Here is a 19881-nt window from a genome sequence, read left to right on the forward strand (position 1 = left end):
ATTATTCTTCAACAATTTCCAATTTAGAACCTACTGACACTTCTCTGAAGCCTTTGTCTACCAAAGCTTCTCCACCTGAAAGTCCTTCTTTTACCTCTGTCTTCTTCCCAAAGGACTTACCTTTATCAATGTACTTTTTGTCCGCCTCTCCTTGGTTGACCACATAAACAAATTCTCCTCTATTGTCCCGTTGAATGAGATTGGTAGGGATGGTCACTGCGGATTTACTTTCATAATCCTTGATTTTAAGTACAGCTACCATATTTGGCTTTACATGATCCGCCTTTGGAAGACTGACTTCTACTTTAAAAGTCCTGTTGTTAGGATTAATAATGGCACCTATTGCTGTCACCCTACTCTTGAATTCTTTGTCTAAGGATGGAAAATAAACATTTACTGAATCTCCCTTATCCATCACGCCAACGTAAGCTTCCGAAATTTCACCTTCTATATATAGGTCACTTTCCCCCACAAAGTTGATCAACGGCATCCCCGGCTGAACCAATTCTCCCAAACGAACCATCAAAGACTCTACCGTCCCAGAATAAGGCGCTGTAATGGTTGCTTTGCCCTTTTGGGTCTTAAGGGAATTCAGGTTTTTCTCCAATGTCTCCTTCCTGTTTTTACTCTCCAGAAACTGTACTTCAGTGCCTATTTCTTTATCCCAAAGACGTTTTTGCTTTTCATATAGAATAGTGGCCAGCTCGAGCTGCTTTTCAAGTTCTGCAATGCTGTTCTCTATGGACTCATCGTCCACCGTCATCAACACCTCTCCCTTACCAACTCTCATCCCCTCGGTAACGGGAATTTCCTGAATTCTTCCGGACACCTCTGCACTGATATTGACATTTTTCTTGGAAAGAACTGATCCAGTTACCTCAACAAAGTGTTCAAAATCTTCATTTTGAGAGCTGGTAGTCGTTACCAAAATGGATTTTCTATTACTTTTTGCAAATGCGGTATCCTCCTCAGCTATTTCTTGCTCAAGGTTTTTAATCCTTCCCTTGATGTCCTGGTATTCCGTCTTAAGTTCGGCAAGATGTGCTTTCTTCTCAGCAAGGTCCATCTCCTGTTCGCCACAGGAAAAAGCTAGTATAGTCAGTGCTGACAGTAATAATTTGGAAAAGGTCTTCATATCTTTATTTAGGTAATAGTATTTTTTTATCTTAAAATTCCCAGTGCTTTTTCAAGGTCAACCTTAGAGATCAAAGCGTCGTACAAAGCACTGTAATAATTGATTTCTGCCTCTACAAGGTCTGAATCAGCTTCCACGACTTCAAGGTTAGACCCCACTCCTTCGGCATACTTGATCCGGCTGATGTTATACACTTCACTGGCTAGCTCCATGTTTTCTCTTTGAACATCCAGTGTTTTCAGGTTGTTCTTCAGATTGGTCCTTGCTTGGAAGCGCTCCACATCGATATTGTCATCAAGCATATCGATCTGGTTTTCGATCTGCTGCAACTGGATACGGTTCTGTTGTATCCGCTTGGCCTTGGCCAAACCATCAAAAATCGGCACATTCAGGGTAAGTCCCACAAATGCCCCTGTAAACCAGTTTTCATTATCCCAAAGGGTATTGAACTGCTGCCCTGCACCGTTTCTCTGGTAGGTAAAGTTGGCATTGAGGCTCGGCAAATACTGCACAGTATTGTTCTTAAGGTCCAGTTTCACCAATTCCCAATTGGTCTTCAGCTGGTCCATTTCCACTCTTCTGTACCCTGGATTGTCCAATAAATCCTGAATTTGTTGGGGCTGGTTCAAATCCCTCAGACTTTCCGTTATCTCGATTTCATGCTCGATGGGCAGTCCCATCTGCACCTTCAGCAACTGCTTGCTGATCTCAGTGGCCGCATTGATCTTATCCAGCTCCGCACTGATATTGTTATACTGGACTTTTACACGGGAAACTTCAATCTTTTCAGCAAAGCCTTCTTCATACAAAGCCGTAGTTTCCTGCAATAAGGTGTCGATTCTTGCCAAGTTAGCTTCAGCAAGATGCTGACGCTCCTTATTGACCAATACGGTAAAAAAGGCCTTTTTCACATGCTCGATCACATCATTTTCTGTTTTTTCCTTATCAAATTCACTGAGCTGCCTATAAGTACGGGCGGCCTTGAGCCCCACAAAATAAGAACCGTCAAAGATCATTTGATTGACCGCTACAGATAGCCCACTTTGATAGTTAACACCCAAGGTAATCGGCAATACATCTGAGGGGTTGTCAGGATCAGCAAAAGGGCCTTCGTTCGGAACAAACATGGTTGGAACCGCAATGTTCTTGGTAAAATCAAAACTACCATTGACCTGTGGCAATCCCTGAGCCACCTGCTCTCCTACCGAAGCTTTTGAAGCAAAAGTCTCCAGTAAAGCATTCTTGGCATCGGGGTTGTTTTCCAAAGCGTAATGAACGCTTTCTTCTAAAGTAAACTCCAATACTTCCTGGGCGGATACCCTACCTGCCAAAAGACAGAAGAGCAAGACACCAAAAAGGGAGATTCTGGTTGTTAAACGCATGAATTAATCCTGATTATTGATTTTATAAAATAGTTCTCGTCCTTTATCGGTAAGTAGGCCATGAATAAAATGGTCCATTACCGTCATTTGTATGTCTAAAATATTATATTCCGAAGAAGAAAATCTGCCGGGATCAAAAATGCCGGAAATTTGATCCATCCTGATCATCGCCAGTATATCGGCATTGATCTCACTTCTAAAATATCCCTTTGCCTTTCCACTATTGATCACCTCTGTGATGGTTTTTACTGCGCAGTTGTTCCTAAAATCCTGCAGCAACTTCCAAGACTCAGGGTAATACCGCTGTATTTCACTAAAAACCAAAGGATTGATCTTGGCAAATCTTGACCTAATATACTTGGAAATAAGTACGAAATGCTCTATCGGACAACTTACCTCTTTATGCAGGGTCTCAAAAAAAACCTGATCCTTGTCCAAACTACTTTTAAAGGATTCATATACCAAGCGGCCTTTATCATCAAATTCCTGGTAAATGGTCTTTTTGGATACGCCTGCTGCTCTGGCTATATCGTCCATGGTAACATACCTTACCCCCAATTGGATAAACTGTTCGTTCGCTACATCAATTATTTTCTCCCTAGTCCCCAAATCTAACTGGCTTTTATCATTCTCATGCAAAACTCCGGAAACTTTAAGGATTTTCAAAGTTTCCAGAGTTTTATTTTCATGAACATGATTCTCTTTAGCAAAAACCCTACTTCAATTGCTGTTCACTGATTTACAAAGAGATAAGGCATAAACTAAATTTAAACTGTATTGCCACCGAACAGCACCTGTCCAAAAACGATCAAGTAATTACTAAGAAAATTCATTCTCCTAGACCAAAAGCTCCTATTCCTTAAATAGTATGGCAAAATTATAAAACCAAGAGACCAAAATATAATTATTGAATGTTATTTTTTGATATTATATAACTAAACACATATTAATTGATTTATTTAAACATAAAAAAAAACGAGGTATAGGGATAATAAAATTAGCAGTTATTAGCTGCCTAAAAGCAGCATGCTTCACTTTGCATCCTTTCTGCAAGTTAAATTGATGAATCAACCTAGACATTACTTGTTCCTATTTTAATCCCTAACAGCTCATTATTTCACAAGGCATAAAAAAACCATTCCCAAATAAAATTTAATTTATTCTTTTCATGCATTTGTGTACCTTTGCTCCTTAATTTATGGTCATCCAATAAACACGGACATGATTCTCTTTTTCCAATCCCCACAAAAGAATACCATCTACGCTTTAGAAGCCAACCAACCTGTTGCACCTGCTGATCTTGAAAAGCTCTCCTGGCTATTTGGAGAAGCCCATCAGCTACATCAGGAAAAAGTGGAAGGCAAATACGCAGGCCCCAGAAAAGAAATGATAACCCCTTGGTCTACCAATGCGGTGGAAATCACAGCCAATATGGGCATTCAGGGTATCATAAGAATTGAAGAATTCACACTTCAAGGGGAAAATAGCAGCATAGACCCTATGCTACAGGCAAGCTATAATGGCCTCGACCAACATATTTTCACCATTGACCTTCAACCTCAGAAAGTGATCTCCATCACTGATATCAAAGCCTATAATGAGAAAGAAGGGTTGGCATTAAGTGATGAAGAAATTGAGTATTTGGAAGGGGTAAGCAATAGCTTGAACAGACCTTTAACAGACAGTGAGGTATTTGGTTTCAGCCAGGTAAACTCAGAACACTGTAGACATAAAATCTTCAACGGTACCTTTATTATAGATGGAGAGGAAAAAGAAAACACCCTTTTCCAATTGATCAAAAAGACCTCCGTTAAGCATCCCAATAAAATTGTTTCGGCCTATAAGGACAATGTGGCTTTTGTCAAAGGACCAAAAGCCCAGCAGTTTGCGCCTAAATCACAGGACAAGGCTGATTTCTTTCAGCCTGAAACCATAGATACGGTGCTTTCCCTAAAAGCAGAAACGCACAATTTCCCAACTACTGTGGAGCCTTTCAATGGCGCAGCCACTGGTTCTGGTGGAGAAATCAGGGATAGACTGGCAGGTGGTACTGCCTCCATCCCATTGGCAGGAACTGCCGTATATATGACTTCTTATTCCAGAAGTGAAGCTGGAAGAAGCTGGGAAAAAGACCTTAAAGAAAGAAATTGGTTATACCAAACACCAATGGATATCCTGATCAAAGCTTCCAATGGAGCCAGTGATTTTGGAAACAAATTTGGACAACCTTTGATCTCTGGTAGTGTCCTTACCTTCGAACATGAGGAATCGGGTAAACAATATGGCTTTGACAAGGTGATCATGTTGGCGGGTGGCATTGGATTTACCAGAGAGAATTACAGCCTTAAAAACACCCCGGTAAAAGGCAATAAAGTAGTCATCATGGGTGGTGACAACTACCGCATCGGAATGGGGGGTAGTGCCGTTTCTTCAGTTAATACCGGAGAATTCAGCAATTCCATCGAATTGAATGCCATCCAGCGTTCTAACCCAGAAATGCAAAAAAGGGTAGCCAATGTCATCCGTGCCATGGCAGAAAATGACCATAACCCTATTATCTCCATACATGACCATGGAGCTGGTGGTCACCTTAACTGTCTTTCTGAATTGGTAGAAGAAACTGGGGGAACCATTGATATAGACAAATTACCAGTCGGTGATCCTACCCTATCTGCCAAGGAAATCATTGGAAATGAATCCCAGGAAAGAATGGGCTTGGTGATTGGCGAAAAGGATGTAGATACCTTACAAAAAATCTCAGAACGTGAACGCGCTCCATTCTATGTGGTTGGTGAGACTACAGGAGACATGCACTTCAAGTTCGAAAATATGAAAACTGGTGAGAAGCCTGTGGACTGGAACCTTTCCCATATGTTTGGCAGCTCACCAAAGACCATTCTTACTGATAAGAAAAGCCAAAGCAATTTCTCTGAGCCGGTTTATCAAAATACCGATCTTGGAAAATACATCAAAGAAGTACTCCAATTGGAAGCGGTTGCTTGTAAAGATTGGTTAACCAATAAAGTAGACCGATCTGTAACAGGCCGAGTGGCTACCCAGCAAACTACGGGTGAAATCCAGGTTCCATTGAACAACGTGGCTGTCATGGCCATGGATTATACAGGTACCAAAGGTATCGCCACTTCCATAGGTCATGCACCCGTAGCAGCTTTGGCCAACCCTGAAGCCGGTTCCAAATTGGCCATTGCTGAGGCATTGACCAATTTGATCTGGGCGCCAATCGAGGATGGATTGAGTGGCGTTTCCTTAAGTGCCAACTGGATGTGGCCAGCCAAAAATGAAGGAGAAAACGATCGTCTTTATAGAGCAGTAGAAGCAGTAAGTGATTTTGCCATCGACTTGGGCATTAACATCCCAACTGGTAAAGATTCACTTTCCATGACCCAGAAATATCCTGATGGAAAGACGGTATATTCTCCAGGTACTGTAATCATTTCCAGTGTTGGAGAATGTTCTGATATCCGTAAAACGGTTACCCCAGATTTAAAACCAGTAGAGGGCAGTAAATTGATCTATATTGACTTCTCCAAAGACAACGCTCAACTAGGCGGTAGTAGCTTTGCTCAGGTAGTTAATAAAGTGGGCAATACTCCTCCTACTGTAAAAGACAGCGCCTATTTTGCCAAAGCCTTTGCTGCTGTTCAGCAATTGATCGAAAATGGCGATATCCTGGCAGGACATGACATCTCTTCAGGTGGTTTGATTACTGTGCTATTGGAAATGACTTTCCCTACTACAAAGTGTGGATTGAAAGTTCAACCCAACCAATTGGATGAAAAAGACTTGGTAAAAGCATTGTTCAGTGAAAACCCTGGTGTAGTCCTTCAAGTTAAAGATCATGCTAAAGTAGCGGAACAACTTGAGGCTGCAAGAATCAGTTATAAGGATATTGCCACTGTTAGTCTTGACGGAAAAGTTGAGCTGGAAGGCATTGACCTTAGCTTGGATGTAGCTGAACACAGAGATACTTGGTTCAAATCTTCCTTCTTATTAGACCAAAAACAAAGTGGGGCCAAACTGGCCAAAGACCGCTTTGATAATTATAAAAACCAAGCCTTATCCTTCTCTTTTGCTAAAGATTGGGAAGGCTCATTTGACGCCTTTAAACTTAATCCTTACAGAAAAGGATCTACAGGTATCAAGGCTGCCATTATCCGTGAAAAAGGAGTAAATGGAGACCGTGAAATGGCTTACTCTTTATGGTTGGCCGGGTTTGATGTCAAAGATATCCATATGACGGATTTGATTTCCGGCAGGGAAAACCTAGAAGATGTCAATATGATCGTCTTTGTAGGTGGATTCTCTAACTCTGATGTTCTTGGTTCAGCTAAAGGCTGGGCTGGTGCTTTCCTTTATAATGAAAAGGCCAAGACGGCATTGGATAACTTCTATGCACGTCCTGACACCCTAAGCTTAGGCGTTTGCAATGGCTGTCAGCTAATGGTGGAACTGGGACTGATCAACCGCCAGCATGATGTGAAGCCTAAGATGCTGCACAATGAAAGCCATAAATTTGAATCTTCCTTTGTGAACGTGGATATCCCAGAAAACAACACCGTCATGTTTGGTTCTCTTGCTGGACAAAGACTGGGCGTATGGGTAGCTCACGGAGAAGGCAAGTTCTCCCTACCTAAGGAAAAAGAAGCCTATAATATTGGCATGACCTATAGTTATGAAGCCTATCCAGGCAATCCAAATGGCTCTGACTATGCAGTAGCAGGTTTGGCTTCTCAGGACGGTAGACATTTGGCTATTATGCCGCACATCGAGCGTGCCCTATTCCCATGGAATTGGCCGAGCTATCCAGCTGGAAGAAAAGAGGAAGAAATCAGCCCATGGGTTGAGGCATTTGTCAATGCCAAAAACTGGGTTGCCTCTCATCAGTAAGCATAAAGACCATGTAAGTCCCTTGAAAGTTTTTATACTGAAATCAAGGGACTTACAAAAAAGTCTTCAAAAAAGTTTTAAAGGGGGTTTGCATTAAAGAAAAAAGCCCCTACATTTGTACCACAATTAAGGCAAACGAGGCTTTAAACACACAAATTACTGACCCATGGTGTAACTGGCAACACGTCTGATTTTGGTTCAGAAGAGTCTAGGTTCGAGCCCTAGTGGGTCAACAACTCGGTCCAAAGTTGAATTTTTCGACTTTGGACTTATTTTTTTACAGGCTATCATACTGTTAATCTGATAGATAGCCCGAAAGAATTCATTCACCCGAGCGGTTCGATGTTGCTTACCGTCAAAGACGATATTTTCGGGGAAGATCGAACCAATTATCTTTCTTTTAATTCCCAAATCAGCAGTATCAAAAAATAAATCAAGCCTCTCTGCCATTTCAAGGGCCTTTTTGACTTTCTCTGGAATATCTTGGGTAATGATTGATTCGATTTTTGTCCCTTTGGCTTCCAATCGTTCTATTTCCTCTTCACACCTTCTTTTTACCACTCGATAATCCTCAATATCCAGTTTTTCATCAATGTACAAATCCCTGGTTTTGGAAATCTTTTGTTCCAGTTTTTCTATGGCTGATTTCAGCTTCCTTTTTTCGCTCAGGTCAATTTTATTTTCGCTTAAAAAAGCTTGATTAAAGACCATTTCGAATAAGTCTATCATACCCTTTTTGGGCTTGTATTTCGATAGGAATTTTCTGAAAGAGGTATTTACATCCTTGGCCTTAAACCTCACACCACATTTTGATGTACAGTGGTAATAATGATAATATTGATTCCTACCTTTTGAAGCACTTGCAGTAAGGTTCCTGCTGCATTTAGGACATTTTAAGAAACCTCTTAAAGGAATCTCTTCTGGACTTACAATTTCAGTCCTTCGTTTTCTCTTTTTCAACTGTAACGCATCCTGCACCCTATAAAACAGATCCTCTGAAATCAAGGCTTGATGTTGAGCTTTTACAAAATGTCCCTTTTCACCATTAAATTCAGGGACATAAAGCTTCCCACAATAGAACGGATTTCTAACAATCCTCCAAAACTTATTTTTTGGCAGTTTAGCCCCTCTTCTTCTGGCATGCAAAAGCACCTGTTCTGAGGAGTAATTAGCAGCTGCAAGGTTTTCGAAAATCCATTTTACATGAGCTGCCTCTTCCTCCTCAATCTCTATAATAGGACGTTTAAAACTATCCCTAGCATTTCTATATCCAAAGGGTGCCATCCAAAGCCATCTACCTTCCTTTAATCCTCTCCGCATACCATGAAATATATTCAATGCCCTACGATCATTCTCTACTTCGGGTGCTGCCAGATAAAAGGCCAACATCATTTTATTTTCAGGGATTGACAAGTCCAAGGGTTGTTCGATGGCTTGTGGCTCTACCCCCAGCTTTCGGAGGGTATTGATCATCATATAGGCATCTCCGGCATTTCGACTAAAGCGATCCCATTTGGTAAATAGCACGAGGTTACTCTTATTCCCTTTCTCTTTAAGTTGCCCAAGAAGTCTAGACCATTCTGGACGATAAAATGTTTTAGCAGAAAAATCTTCATATATCACCCGGTTGACGGTAATTCCATGATTATTACAATACCGAACCAACACCTCTTCCTGGTTCCGCTGTGAGTAACCTTTGTCTGCTTGTTCGTCTGTACTCACCCTTACATACAAATCAGCCGTTTCCATCATATTATTTTATTTATTCCATTTCCTTCCGCAATACTGCCTTGACAATACCAATTGCCAACTCTTCCATAAAATGGAGCAGGCTACTTGCTTCTGATGAGGAAATGGTGTGTCCATGTTTCTCCAATATTTTTTGTGCTAGCTCTGGTGTTAATTCTTGCATAAAATGGATATGGTTTGGTAAACCCTATAAAGTCCATTATCTGCCTGGAAATTATTCACCAGTTAAACCCCAGTAAGGTCAAATATTTTCACTCCTTTAAATAATCAAAAAGGCATGAATACAAGATGGTTCGGCAAAAAGTACATCATCTTGATCAGGATAAAACTAAAAAATTACCAGCAATAAAAAAAGGGCCTTACAGCCCTCCATCATCTGAGAATGAATAATAACTTTCAGAGGTCACAATAATATGATCAATTACTGGCAGTTCCATCAATACTCCCAATTCAACTATCTTTTTGGTAAGTATCCTATCTGCCCTACTAGGCATACGATTTCCCGAGGGATGATTATGGCTTAAGATGATTGCTGAACTATTGGTCTTTAAAGCACTGGCAAAAATCAACTTGGGATCAGCCACAGTTCCAGATATACCCCCAGTAGATATATTTACGATTCCGAGAACCTTATTGGCCCGGTTCAACAACATCACTTTAAACTGCTCTATAAATCGCAGTTTGGATTGATCCCAATTCCCAATTAACAGTTCATATGCTTCCTTGGATGAAGTGATTTTTGGCAAATTTGACAATTTGATTTTTGGCTGATAGCTCAAAATTATTTCCGATACTTGGTTTGACACGAGATTTCTGTTCTTGATATCCATAACATTTCGATTTAATGGTTAGAAATTAATTATGGTACGTAATACAGCTTGAGGGCAATCAAGGCCAAGTGGCAACGGAATAAATGAGGGCTATGTGGGCAGGAAAGTGTTTATGCCGGACACTCTTGGCCGCTTCAGCAGCCCGAAAGCTAAATTGTGACATGATTAATAAGAATCATTGATAAAAGCGCTTAGCCATAATGAAGGGTCTAATTTATTAATATGATTATCCGCAATCATGCCAGTAGGGATAAATAGCAGCAATGATGAGCCTGTCAAATAGTTTTTGACCGAAATATCTTCTGTTGAGCTTATAACAGAACTCGTCAAGATAGTTTTGCATCATTCTTTCACTTATCATATGGTATGTCTGCAGGTGTTTCTTTAAGTTACTTATAGCAATGTGTACCCATTTGAGGTTGAAGTGCCCCTTTTCGGTTCCCGATATCTCCTTGACATGCACATCTATACAATCACTCAGGTCTGAGAAGGTGGTGCTCATATCTGTTTGAAGCACGGAGTTTGGATCAATAAATTCCCTGACCAAATTCTGAGCAGTTTTCGCCTCCAGGTTCTTTATCTTCTTCATCTTAAAATATCTACAGCTCTTGTCGGACTTGCCCGTTTCAAGGTCTTCCAAAACCGTTGATTCGGCCATTACCGCCACAATCGACCGTTTTTGGCTGCCCCTGCCTCGTTTGAGCTTGTTCGGGCTTTTGGTGACTTGGCCCACAAAAGCCTCGTCATACTCGACCATATCTTCAAGCCTGTAGATATCATCGCGTTTCCCCATGACCTTGCGGAGCTTATGGTACATTCTGAAAACAGGTTCATATCGCTTCATGCCCAGCTGCCTTTGCAGTTCCGATGCACTGAATCCCTTCTTGGTAGCTGTAATGAAGGTCATGGCCAACAACCATGTCCTGATCGGAAGGTTACTGTTTTCCATAACCGTACCACTTTTGATACTTGTTCGGAAGCTGCAGGAAGAGCATTGAAAGGACTTTTTGTTGGCCAACCAATAATGCTTGGTACAGTCGCACCTTTTACAGACAATACCAGCTTGGCCCCTTTTCTGCCTGATAAACTCGACACAGGAAGATTCGTCAGGAAACCGATTGATGAAGTTGATGATATTCATGGTCAGAACCGTTTGTTTTGACCTAATTTATAGATAGTAATAACTCTATTGAAGCAATGGACACCAACTGTCAATGTTATTTTATTTGGCTACTGGTGCAATTGCGGATATACATATTTATTAATTTCAAAAACACATCTTTAACAAAAATAATGGCCTCACCGATTTATATTTTGGGTCAGTAAAATGGATTTGTGAAAGTTTTATACATTAAAGATCTATAGCGAAGGGCCTAATCTTAACCTATCCATAAAGTACAACGGTTTCTTAGAATTCAGCCAAAAGTAAACGTATAGTATACTAGGGGTATACTAGGCATGGGAGCATCCATAGGGGGACGAGCGTAAAGAAAACAGTCAGTGACTGTTTTTAGCGAGTAGCCAGCTTGCAGGGCAGCCCCAGCCCTTTTCCCCTCTAAAACCACCAAAAAAAATTAAGACCTTCCCATAACGTCCAAAGTTAGTTAATAGTTTATCTGTTCATCCCTGCCTGACCACTTGCATTCAGATTTTGTTAACTGTAATTTTTAGAAATTAATCCCAAATAAATGGTCGCTCTACCCCCATTCCTCTCAGGTACGAAATAAATTGCCCTGCGTGGACAGATTCATGATAACCTATTCGTAATAAATATTGTCCGAGTGGTTTCAATTCCCCATTACCAGGATGAATAATAGTGTTTTCAATAAGCTCTCTGTCTGAAAACTTCTGTACACTATTTAGAAATATTTCTCGATATGGTTTAGCAAATTCAAGTTCATCCTCAACACTCTGAAAGGGTCTATTCTTCCATGGAGTGCTGTAAGTTGACATATCACCATTATTAATGATAATATTCCAACCGTAGTCAGCCTCTAGGACGTGCCTAACCATTTCAATAGCAGTTGTTGCATTTTCATCAGGTTTCCAATTATAATGGCTTTTGGGGAGTCCCTGCCAGAGTGCTATGCTTCTGCGCCTTATTTCTTTAAAATTTAAAATAATTAATTCAGTTTGAGTCATTATCATAATATCGAAAAGTGTATTTTATTTTTTCTTAAACTTGATTATTACTCGCTTCAGTTAGACCTTATACTTCATTTACACCTTGACTTGACACTGGGGATCTCCACTAGGCATGGGAGCATCCATAGGAGAACCCCTACCCTTTCCCCCCTCCCAAAGCCACAATATAAAACCCAAACAATCCCTAGACGTTCCCTCTATGTCTCCTCTTTACTACTATCCGATCCCTGAAGAAACGAAATACTCATCGAAATCCCATTAATTGGCCTTTGGAGCATTCGGTTTTGTGACAGTTGATGGGGGCGTTAAAAAAATGAGTTAGCTCGCGAAGTGGACGAGCGAGATCTACTCATTTTTAGCCAAAATCAAGTGGCACAAAATTAAATTGAGGCAATTGAATTGTTATCGGTAACCAAATTTCCTCAATTTGAAGAAGGCTCCACGGGCCTAGATTCCTGCCTGCAGCAGGCAGGTTTGGTTCTTTTCATCAATGGAAATGCAAGGCATTCATGAAGACCGTTAAAACTATACTATCCCTGAATAAAAGAACATAAGATAACCACCAAATAAAATTTGGACGTTCCCTAGACGTTCCCACGACGTCTCCTCGTTGTTCCCTCTATGTCTCCTCTTTACTATTACTTAGTAGTTCCCTTGTAGACACCTAGGGGATGTCTTGGGGATACCTTGCCTTCAGGTAAATTAATTCTTGGAAATATTATATATACCAACACCCTAGCGACAGCTATAAAATCCGGAAACGGGAATTACAAATTCCCAGCATAGTAGGCTGAATAGGCATACCTCACACAATTGGGGGACATCTATCTTAATTTAGAAACCTTCTTTCCCATTTTTAATAGACGAAGCTACTTATGAATTCAAATTGTTTAAGAATTTTATATCCTGTAAAACCTGCCAATTATACCATTTAGAAGTCCCAAAGATTGTGACTGCCCAAAACAATGCCATACAAACCACATAAAGAATCAGATTATCTATATATTTTTTTGCTTTTATACCAAAACGATCAATTTTATTATTCAATACAATCCTTTCCTCCTTTAGTAAACTTTGTTCTTCTAAAGGAGGGCTTTGAAGATCCCTAAAAGTCAATAAAGCTTCCTTTTCCTTTAACTGATATAATTCGTTAAATAAATGATTGTTATAATTATAAAATACACAGGTAGCACTAATTACGAGGAAAAAACCAGCAATTGAAAAAAACTTGTACAGATTATCCGTAGGAATAGAAATACTAGGTTTAATCATAATAGTTTAATTTAAAGTATAAGACGTTAGATTTTTTTTGTGCTTATTTCTTTCAAAAATTCAGTGTTTTATCTCCCTCCCCAGCCACACACCATATTTCTTCCACTGTTCGTAGAAAACAATCCACTCCGTAATCCATGGAATCATTTTATATAATGGAATCCTCTCTGTTAAGGGCTGATCAATTTTTGGGTGGTATAAGCAAAGGGAGTGATCAGGGTACAAATGTATGTTTCGATGATACTTAATTGAATCATCGAGAATATATACACGATCATACCTATGATCATGAAAAGGCGAGTAAAATATTATAACTGTATAGCTTTTCCCTTTTAATCTCAATACACCTTTGCCATGTAAAACCTTTTTTGAAGTGTTAATCTTTAAAGGGATCCAATCAAAGTGCTCCTCAACCAACGACTTTTGGACACTAAGAAATACATCCCAATGATATTGATTTACTTTTCTAATAATCTCCTCCATAGCTGTGATGAGCTTCATTTTTAACGCCTTCCCTCCTGTTAATATTCCCTTTGGAATTCGTGTAGGCGATTCCACTTGTGATTAAACTACTTGATTTTATTAGGGGGTCATTAGTTGATTGGGAAAAATACAAATGCTGTTCATTCAGCGATTTTTTATATATACCCTCTCCAAATAATTCGATGTATTCTTTATTACTGTACTTAAATGTTTCTTTAAGACTTTGCCATTTCTTTTGAAAAGCAGATATAAAATCAAAAAAGCTTTGATAATGCTGTTCGCTCCAGGAATCAGTAAAGTCTTCCTCACCATTTACAGGATTCAACACTTTAAACCTATATCCAAACCTTATCGCATCCTGATATTCATTGCTAATCCTGGCAACAATTTGATCAATTGACTCATATATGGAAGTTTCTCCTTGATAGAAATGGGCGGCCAGAGTTGTTATGACGATACTAGAAACCCTATAATCTCTTTTTTCATAATAGATATCCCGGTACCTTTTGATGAGCTGCACAGCTCTTTGAAGCGGTGTTTTTGAATAAAGCTCTTCAGGTAATGGCTCAGCCTCCACCTGGGAAAGCAAGACTTGGGAGTGTCTTTTAAGCAAAGTCTCCCCTACAGTGTTAGAGATTCTTAGGAACCATTTAGCAAATCCTTTTGGGTTACCTGAAGACCATGCCTTTAAGGCTTTTTCTGGAATTTTAATCTTTTCCTTTTCAAAGAAATCTGGCATACATGCAGGAAGAATATCCATATGAAAATCCCCCTTGTAATTTAATCGTACACATCTGGTTTTCTTTTCCATTATATCCTTGTAGTAATCATCCTTTTCCAGAGCCTTTACCAATGCTGAATATATTTCCTCTGGGGAATGATTGAAATAAGGGTCATAAATGTGTAATACTGCATCTAGGTCAAAATCTTCGTTATTAATAGGCTTCACGGTAGTTTCGATTCTCGTTGAACCCTGAGCATATATTTCTATCTCAAGACCTTCAAAGAAGTCTTCATCATTTTTTAGTAGTTCTGAAACAGCATTGTATGCTGATTTCATTCTTTCCAACCTGGTTTTATTCAATTGCAATTCTTGGGCAATTCTCGCAAGCAATTCTTCTCGTTGTAAGATGTAGTCACTAAATATATCTTTCATGATCAAAAGGTTTGGTTAATTAATAGTTTTGAATGGTGTCCGATTCGGGCAACCTGCCTGTTACCTTCCATAAGGCGGAGCTGCTGTATATCGTCACAACTGACAATGGCAAAACCATTTCCTAATTTGGTTCCCTGTTTATCTAGTTCCACAAGTGCTCGCCTTTGTTCTTCATTAGGCTTTAGCTCAAACACATCATAGGTTAATATCTCAAAACAAGTGAAGTAATCACTCCAGACCAGGTTTTTCGAAAATCTCCTAATATGCTTTTGATCAAAATAATTGAAGACATCTGAATCAAGAATTCCTGTATCTATTAACTCTTCTTTGAACTCTCTTCGTGGTTCTGTCTCTCTTTCTTGTTTGCTATCAAACCAGTTCAACACCTCTATTACATATCTTCCTTTCACCATAAACCGCAAATCCTTGCTACTTTTATCATCCACATCCAGTCCATTTCTTGAATTATCTGGTCGATACCCCCATTTATTGAAGAGACTGTCATCTCCGAAGCGCTTATAAGCTCCTCCCACAGGTTGTAATTGGTCAGGTATTCTTCTGTTAAGGACCAACAAATACTTATTTGTTCCAGGTATCTGTATCTTATATATTCCGCTCATCGAAAAGCGGATATCCATATCCTTATATTTTGTGAATCTGGTCTTGAAAAACAAGCCTAAATGTTCACGATTCTCCCAGGCAATAGATGCGCCCTTAGTAATGATTGGTTTTGCGAGTGACAATAATCCTGTATATACTCCCATTATTTCACGCTCTATTTAACCCAAAAATGATTACAAAAAACAACAGGAATATACCCATGGCTGTTACTTGCTGACTTTTCTTAGCCGATCCCCTTGCCACATTTACAAAATGCTCACAGTTAAAATCAGTGAGGTGGTACTCCATACCTATCATGGATATTCCTTTTTGGACCACTTGGCGCCTACTCCAATAATCACCTGCGAACCTATCCACCCTATTCAATTCCCTACCATTTAGAAAGGACTCCAAAGCCAACATGGTCACTCCTCTGTCTGGGTGGTTATCAATCACCTTTCCATTACCTATATAGAGCCCATAATGATCTATAAGCCCAAAGGCACTTTTATTCCTTATGAGTACATCTCCGGCCTCCAAGGAATTCCGATTTTCCAATTTCAATTTTTTCAATTCCATAACTATTTCTCTTTACGAACTCCTTTAAATGGTGTACCATCCTTTTTGCCATCCATAAACCTTCCGGTACTACTGTCCCTTTTGGTCCACTGACCAGTTTTAGGATTAAGGGTCTGAGACCTCCCTCTCACCTGTCCTTTTCTTGCATTGTCGCCATAAGGCTTGTTTTTTGCCATTTGATAAAATTTTAGTTTAACAATTAGTTTATTACATTTGGCAATCTATTTTTATTACCAGCTGCGTTTCCTTTAGTACGCAAATGGGTTCCCAACGCTTTTGCGTATAGTTTATGAATGATTGGAAGAAATATGAGAATATGGCAACCAGGGAGCTGATTGATATTTTTCAAGATCCTTGTCATATTAATCGAGAAGAAGCATTTTATGTGCTGGTCTACAGATTCAGACAGGATTTGCTTAATTTTTGTGAAATTAGATGCAAAAACTTTGGCCAGTCATTTGAAGTTGCGGAGGAGCTCGTTCATAGTGTTTTCGAGTCATATGCCAAAAAGCCAGGTTTCAATATTGAAAATTCAAAAGGAAAAAATGATGATGATTCATTCCTTATTTATCTAATTGGAATTGCAAAAAACCGGCTAGTAGATATTTATCGTATTCAAAAAAAGAAACAAGATGGAAAATGGTCAGATGGTTCTGAATCTCTGATCACTAAATTGCCTGAATTACCTTACACTGCATCACCAGAAAGTAAGATGATCTACAAAATAATAAGCTCATTACCTTATAGTCATAGAGTGATATACCTTACATATATCGCATATGAGAATGCCGGTTGCAATCTTCCAAGAAAACTACTTAAGGAATTACGCGACCACCTAAACATCGAGCAATCCACAATAAGAGGATATAAAAAGGAAGCGATGGATAAAATTAATATTGCGAAAGAAGCCTTTAGAACTGCTGAATCAGAAAAAAATGAAATCGGATAACTTAAATTCATTCCTTAACAGTACTGGCTTTGGGTTCCCAGAATCTTCAGACGAGATTCAGGAGTTCCGTCATTTCTTTAAAGATTTTGAATTTAAAGCAAATGCTAATAAGATCGATCCATCCAAAATTTTGGAATCAACAAAAAAGCCAACAAAAAAAATAGATAAAACTGACTATCATAAAAGAACTGTATTAGCAGCTGAAATAGTTTATCAACTTCATCAAGAATGGTCTCTTGGGCATTTGAAATTGCATAAACTCATTTTTCTTTGCCAGAATTCTTTAGGAATGGCCATCCACACCAACTTTTTAAAGCAGGCCATGGGACCTTATGACCCTAAATTAATGAGATCTATAGACTCTCAGCTCAAGAAAAATCAATGGTTTGAATACCGAGGAGCATCTACTCAAAAATACTGGCCACTTACTAAAGCAGGTGCTCACAAGGAATGGTATGAGCGTTATTTTCATAACCAGTTAGAGCAGATAGATAAACTAATTTCAATTTTTAGAAATATGAAATCGGAAAAAGTGGAATTAGTAGCTACAATTTTCGCTTGCTGGCAGGAGGTATTAGAAGAAAACCAGACATTTAACATGGAACTGCTAACTAAAAAGTTCTATAAATGGTCGGAAGAAAAAAAGAAGTTTTCAGAATCAAATATAAAAGTGGCAATAGATTGGATGTACGAAAAAGGCATTTATCCTATATAAGTTTATCCAAAAATCGATATTAAGAATTTTAATGTCATATCAACAGGATTTACCCATTCCTAGTATAGTTATCGGCATACTATCCCAATCGGGGAATTATACCAATAACTACAACCTATTTCATTCTATTTTCAATTTCGCTATGATGTTTTCTAAGGCATTCTTTTGCTTTTCTGTTAGTTTCCCATTTCGCTCACAAGATGTTTTTAGTGATTGAATGAAATCAGTGTCAAACCAAGAGTTCTTTTGAGCCCACTTCAATACCATGTTTATGCGATTAAAATGAGAGTTTGCTTCGTAGCTAGTAAAATTTATAAGCTTTTCATTTATTCGCTTTTTAATTTCGAGTTGTTTCTGTGTAAGATTCCGTTTTCTAATTATATCTTGGTAAAAGGCATACTCAAACGAACTAAGTATTTTCTTGGAATTTAAATAATCCAAGACTTCTGCACTCATACTTTTTGACAAGTCTTCCTTAAGCCTTTTAATGGATACAAAAATTTTGTTTCCGTCATCAATTCCCGAAAATTTATTAATACAGCAATTTCCTACTTCAGTTACATTCTTGTTTGTTCCGTTTTTTATAACGCAAATATTCTTGATTGGATAATGACCACACAAACAAGTTTGTAGTTCGTCACTATGATAAGCATACTCAAAACTCCATTCGTGTTTTGCACTTTCCCAAAATTTGGAATTACTTAACTTTAAAATTTCTTCTGTCAGTTTGAAGTGCATTATTGTCCTTTAATATGAGCAATAACTTGTTTTATCTACCTAAAACCCAACCTTTTGTTTAAGCATAGGATACATGAGATCATTTTTTAAATTTCATATCCATCTATCCAATTAAGCTCTTAGCTTTTATTACTTGTAAAATATTTCACAGTGATCAAAAGATCGAATCCCTAAACTTAATGAATTCCCTAAAAACAAAAAACACCCCATCTAGGGTATTTTTTACCTACTTCAAAACACCTATCTTAATAAGTTCAAATATTCCCAATACTCATCTATTAATGAAAAAACACCTACTCCTACTCTACCTAACTTTATTTTTTGCATTAGCCCAGGCATATGGTCAGACGGTTTATGTAACCAAAACAGGCACCAAATACCACCAATCATCCTGCAAGTATTTAAAGTATAGCTCAATAAGCTGGCTATTTCGGTCTGACCATGCCAGTGATTTCGGTCAAACCGTGCCACTAAGAAAGATCATTTAAAGTAGCTCATTTTTTATTCATTTTTCAAGATTCCCTTTCTTAAAGATTCTCCTTTAAGGTCTATTCTATGGGAAGAGTTTACCAGTCTGTCCAGGATGGCGTCTGCGATGGTTCCTTCCCCTATGATATCGTACCATGTGGATACCGGCAGCTGGGAGGATACAAGGGTTGATTTTTCGGTAAACCGGTCATCAATGATGTCCAAAACGATTTCCCTTGCCGTCGCATCAAAAGCCTGTAGCCCAAAGTCATCTAGGATGAGTACATCCGTATTCTGGAGTTTCCTCAGTTCCCTGAGGTATGTTCCGTCGGCTTTGGAGAGCTTGAGTTTTGACAGCAGCCTTGAGGTGCTGCTGTATACTGTCCTGTATCCCATTAGGCAGGCCTGGTTTCCCAAGGCCTGTACCAGATAGCTTTTGCCCACCCCAGAAGGTCCGGTAATGATGATATTTTCTTTTTTGTACACGAAGCCAAGCCCTGCAAGCCTTGAGAACATATTCCTGTCAAGGTTCCTGTTATGGCTGTAATCGATATCGGCAACGGATGCTTTCTGTTTGAAGGCGGCCTTTTTTATCAACCTGGCCGTTTTCTTGTGCTGCCGGTCTTCCCATTCGTGGTCTGCCAGCAGGGCGATGTATTCATCGGCGGTAAAGTCGGCGAACCTGTTGCTGCCGATGTGCTGGTGGTGGAGATCTGCCATGGCGCTGAGCCTCATCTGCCTGAGTTTTTCTACTGTCTGGTTACTGTTCATT

At 39.2% G+C, this 19881-nt stretch carries 18 protein-coding genes and 1 tRNA gene; 4 read left to right on the forward strand and 15 right to left on the reverse strand.

Annotated elements, in window-relative coordinates; genetic code table 11:
- Position 1 precedes the first annotated feature (1 nt).
- From KZP23_RS21945 to KZP23_RS21955, 3 genes are read right to left on the reverse strand one after another with little or no spacing between them, the layout of a single operon-like run.
- Positions 2-1135: an efflux RND transporter periplasmic adaptor subunit gene (locus KZP23_RS21945; RefSeq protein ID WP_226333950.1), complete on the reverse strand. Its 1134-nt coding sequence runs from the start codon at positions 1133-1135 to the stop codon at positions 2-4.
- Between the two features lie 26 nt (positions 1136-1161).
- Positions 1162-2517 (reverse strand): TolC family protein, encoded by a 1356-nt coding sequence (locus KZP23_RS21950; RefSeq protein ID WP_226333951.1) that lies wholly within the window; start codon positions 2515-2517, stop codon positions 1162-1164.
- A gap of 3 nt (positions 2518-2520) precedes the next feature.
- Positions 2521-3183, reverse strand: a complete 663-nt coding sequence (locus KZP23_RS21955; RefSeq protein ID WP_226333952.1) for a TetR/AcrR family transcriptional regulator — start codon at positions 3181-3183, stop codon at positions 2521-2523.
- Positions 3184-3738: 555 nt separating this feature from the next.
- Between KZP23_RS21955 and purL the strand changes: the two genes are divergently transcribed.
- Together purL and KZP23_RS21965 are read left to right on the forward strand one after the other, a co-directional pair.
- Positions 3739-7425, forward strand: coding sequence for a phosphoribosylformylglycinamidine synthase (gene purL, locus KZP23_RS21960; RefSeq protein ID WP_226333953.1), 3687 nt, complete (start codon positions 3739-3741; stop codon positions 7423-7425).
- A 160-nt stretch (positions 7426-7585) separates the two neighbouring features.
- Positions 7586-7658: transfer RNA gene (locus tag KZP23_RS21965), tRNA-Gln, on the forward strand.
- Here KZP23_RS21965 and KZP23_RS21970 read toward each other — a convergent pair.
- The 10 genes from KZP23_RS21970 to KZP23_RS22015 form a co-directional block, all read right to left on the reverse strand.
- The gene (locus tag KZP23_RS21970; protein WP_226333954.1) at positions 7624-9177 is read right to left on the reverse strand and encodes a recombinase family protein; all 1554 of its coding nucleotides are present in this window, start codon (positions 9175-9177) and stop codon (positions 7624-7626) included. The genes KZP23_RS21965 and KZP23_RS21970 overlap by 35 nt on opposite strands.
- A 10-nt stretch (positions 9178-9187) precedes the next feature.
- On the reverse strand, positions 9188-9337 hold the full coding sequence (locus KZP23_RS21975) for a hypothetical protein (protein WP_226333955.1): 150 nt from the start codon (positions 9335-9337) through the stop codon (positions 9188-9190).
- A gap of 196 nt (positions 9338-9533) precedes the next feature.
- Positions 9534-10004, reverse strand: a complete 471-nt coding sequence (locus KZP23_RS21980) for a JAB domain-containing protein (RefSeq protein ID WP_226333956.1) — start codon at positions 10002-10004, stop codon at positions 9534-9536.
- A gap of 226 nt (positions 10005-10230) precedes the next feature.
- The gene (locus tag KZP23_RS21985) at positions 10231-11145 is read right to left on the reverse strand and encodes an IS1595-like element ISEvi2 family transposase (protein ID WP_226333957.1); all 915 of its coding nucleotides are present in this window, start codon (positions 11143-11145) and stop codon (positions 10231-10233) included.
- A 533-nt stretch (positions 11146-11678) separates the two neighbouring features.
- Entirely contained in the window at positions 11679-12152 is a 474-nt protein-coding gene (locus KZP23_RS21990) for a DinB family protein (protein WP_226333958.1), read from the reverse strand.
- A gap of 870 nt (positions 12153-13022) precedes the next feature.
- Positions 13023-13421, reverse strand: coding sequence for a hypothetical protein (locus KZP23_RS21995; protein ID WP_226333959.1), 399 nt, complete (start codon positions 13419-13421; stop codon positions 13023-13025).
- 466 nt (positions 13422-13887) lie between these two features.
- Positions 13888-15060 carry a nucleotidyltransferase domain-containing protein gene (locus KZP23_RS22000; RefSeq protein WP_226333960.1) on the reverse strand — a complete coding sequence of 391 codons (1173 nt, stop codon included), beginning with the start codon at positions 15058-15060 and terminating at the stop codon, positions 13888-13890.
- A 2-nt stretch (positions 15061-15062) separates the two neighbouring features.
- Positions 15063-15824, reverse strand: a complete 762-nt coding sequence (locus KZP23_RS22005; protein WP_226333961.1) for an SMODS-associated NUDIX domain-containing protein — start codon at positions 15822-15824, stop codon at positions 15063-15065.
- Positions 15825-15828: 4 nt separating this feature from the next.
- Positions 15829-16239, reverse strand: coding sequence for a lecithin retinol acyltransferase family protein (locus tag KZP23_RS22010; RefSeq protein WP_226333962.1), 411 nt, complete (start codon positions 16237-16239; stop codon positions 15829-15831).
- A gap of 2 nt (positions 16240-16241) precedes the next feature.
- Complete coding sequence (locus KZP23_RS22015; RefSeq protein WP_226333963.1) at positions 16242-16415, reverse strand: hypothetical protein; 174 nt, start codon at positions 16413-16415, stop codon at positions 16242-16244.
- Positions 16416-16528: 113 nt separating this feature from the next.
- Here KZP23_RS22015 and KZP23_RS22020 point away from each other — a divergent pair, with 113 nt between their 5' ends.
- Together KZP23_RS22020 and KZP23_RS22025 are read left to right on the forward strand one after the other, a co-directional pair.
- Positions 16529-17188, forward strand: coding sequence for a sigma-70 family RNA polymerase sigma factor (locus tag KZP23_RS22020; protein ID WP_226333964.1), 660 nt, complete (start codon positions 16529-16531; stop codon positions 17186-17188).
- The gene (locus KZP23_RS22025; protein ID WP_226333965.1) at positions 17175-17903 is read left to right on the forward strand and encodes a hypothetical protein; all 729 of its coding nucleotides are present in this window, start codon (positions 17175-17177) and stop codon (positions 17901-17903) included. The genes KZP23_RS22020 and KZP23_RS22025 overlap by 14 nt, the downstream gene beginning before the upstream one ends.
- Positions 17904-18023: 120 nt before the next feature.
- On the opposite strand, the gene KZP23_RS22030 is transcribed toward KZP23_RS22025, so the two are convergent.
- Positions 18024-18641: a hypothetical protein gene (locus KZP23_RS22030; protein WP_226333966.1), complete on the reverse strand. Its 618-nt coding sequence runs from the start codon at positions 18639-18641 to the stop codon at positions 18024-18026.
- A gap of 501 nt (positions 18642-19142) precedes the next feature.
- Complete coding sequence (istB, locus tag KZP23_RS22035; RefSeq protein ID WP_226333967.1) at positions 19143-19880, reverse strand: IS21-like element helper ATPase IstB; 738 nt, start codon at positions 19878-19880, stop codon at positions 19143-19145.
- Between the last annotated feature and the right edge of the window lies 1 nt (position 19881).

Source organism: Echinicola marina (assembly GCF_020463795.1).
Taxonomy (GTDB): Bacteria; Bacteroidota; Bacteroidia; order Cytophagales; family Cyclobacteriaceae; genus Echinicola; species Echinicola marina.

Excerpts from the sequence above, each read along its gene's own strand:
- KZP23_RS21945 (WP_226333950.1), bottom strand. The coding sequence starts at position 1,135 with ATGAAGACCTTTTCCAAATTATTACTGTCAGCACTGACTATACTAGCT.
- KZP23_RS21950 (WP_226333951.1), bottom strand. The coding sequence starts at position 2,517 with ATGCGTTTAACAACCAGAATCTCCCTTTTTGGTGTCTTGCTCTTCTGT.
- purL (WP_226333953.1), top strand. The coding sequence starts at position 3,739 with ATGATTCTCTTTTTCCAATCCCCACAAAAGAATACCATCTACGCTTTA.
- KZP23_RS21970 (WP_226333954.1), bottom strand. The coding sequence starts at position 9,177 with ATGATGGAAACGGCTGATTTGTATGTAAGGGTGAGTACAGACGAACAA.
- KZP23_RS21975 (WP_226333955.1), bottom strand. The coding sequence starts at position 9,337 with ATGCAAGAATTAACACCAGAGCTAGCACAAAAAATATTGGAGAAACAT.
- KZP23_RS21980 (WP_226333956.1), bottom strand. The coding sequence starts at position 10,004 with ATGGATATCAAGAACAGAAATCTCGTGTCAAACCAAGTATCGGAAATA.
- KZP23_RS21985 (WP_226333957.1), bottom strand. The coding sequence starts at position 11,145 with ATGAATATCATCAACTTCATCAATCGGTTTCCTGACGAATCTTCCTGT.
- KZP23_RS21990 (WP_226333958.1), bottom strand. The coding sequence starts at position 12,152 with ATGATAATGACTCAAACTGAATTAATTATTTTAAATTTTAAAGAAATA.
- KZP23_RS21995 (WP_226333959.1), bottom strand. The coding sequence starts at position 13,421 with ATGATTAAACCTAGTATTTCTATTCCTACGGATAATCTGTACAAGTTT.
- KZP23_RS22000 (WP_226333960.1), bottom strand. The coding sequence starts at position 15,060 with ATGAAAGATATATTTAGTGACTACATCTTACAACGAGAAGAATTGCTT.
- KZP23_RS22005 (WP_226333961.1), bottom strand. The coding sequence starts at position 15,824 with ATGGGAGTATATACAGGATTATTGTCACTCGCAAAACCAATCATTACT.
- KZP23_RS22010 (WP_226333962.1), bottom strand. The coding sequence starts at position 16,239 with ATGGAATTGAAAAAATTGAAATTGGAAAATCGGAATTCCTTGGAGGCC.
- KZP23_RS22015 (WP_226333963.1), bottom strand. The coding sequence starts at position 16,415 with ATGGCAAAAAACAAGCCTTATGGCGACAATGCAAGAAAAGGACAGGTG.
- KZP23_RS22020 (WP_226333964.1), top strand. The coding sequence starts at position 16,529 with ATGAATGATTGGAAGAAATATGAGAATATGGCAACCAGGGAGCTGATT.
- KZP23_RS22025 (WP_226333965.1), top strand. The coding sequence starts at position 17,175 with ATGAAATCGGATAACTTAAATTCATTCCTTAACAGTACTGGCTTTGGG.
- KZP23_RS22030 (WP_226333966.1), bottom strand. The coding sequence starts at position 18,641 with ATGCACTTCAAACTGACAGAAGAAATTTTAAAGTTAAGTAATTCCAAA.
- istB (WP_226333967.1), bottom strand. The coding sequence starts at position 19,880 with ATGAACAGTAACCAGACAGTAGAAAAACTCAGGCAGATGAGGCTCAGC.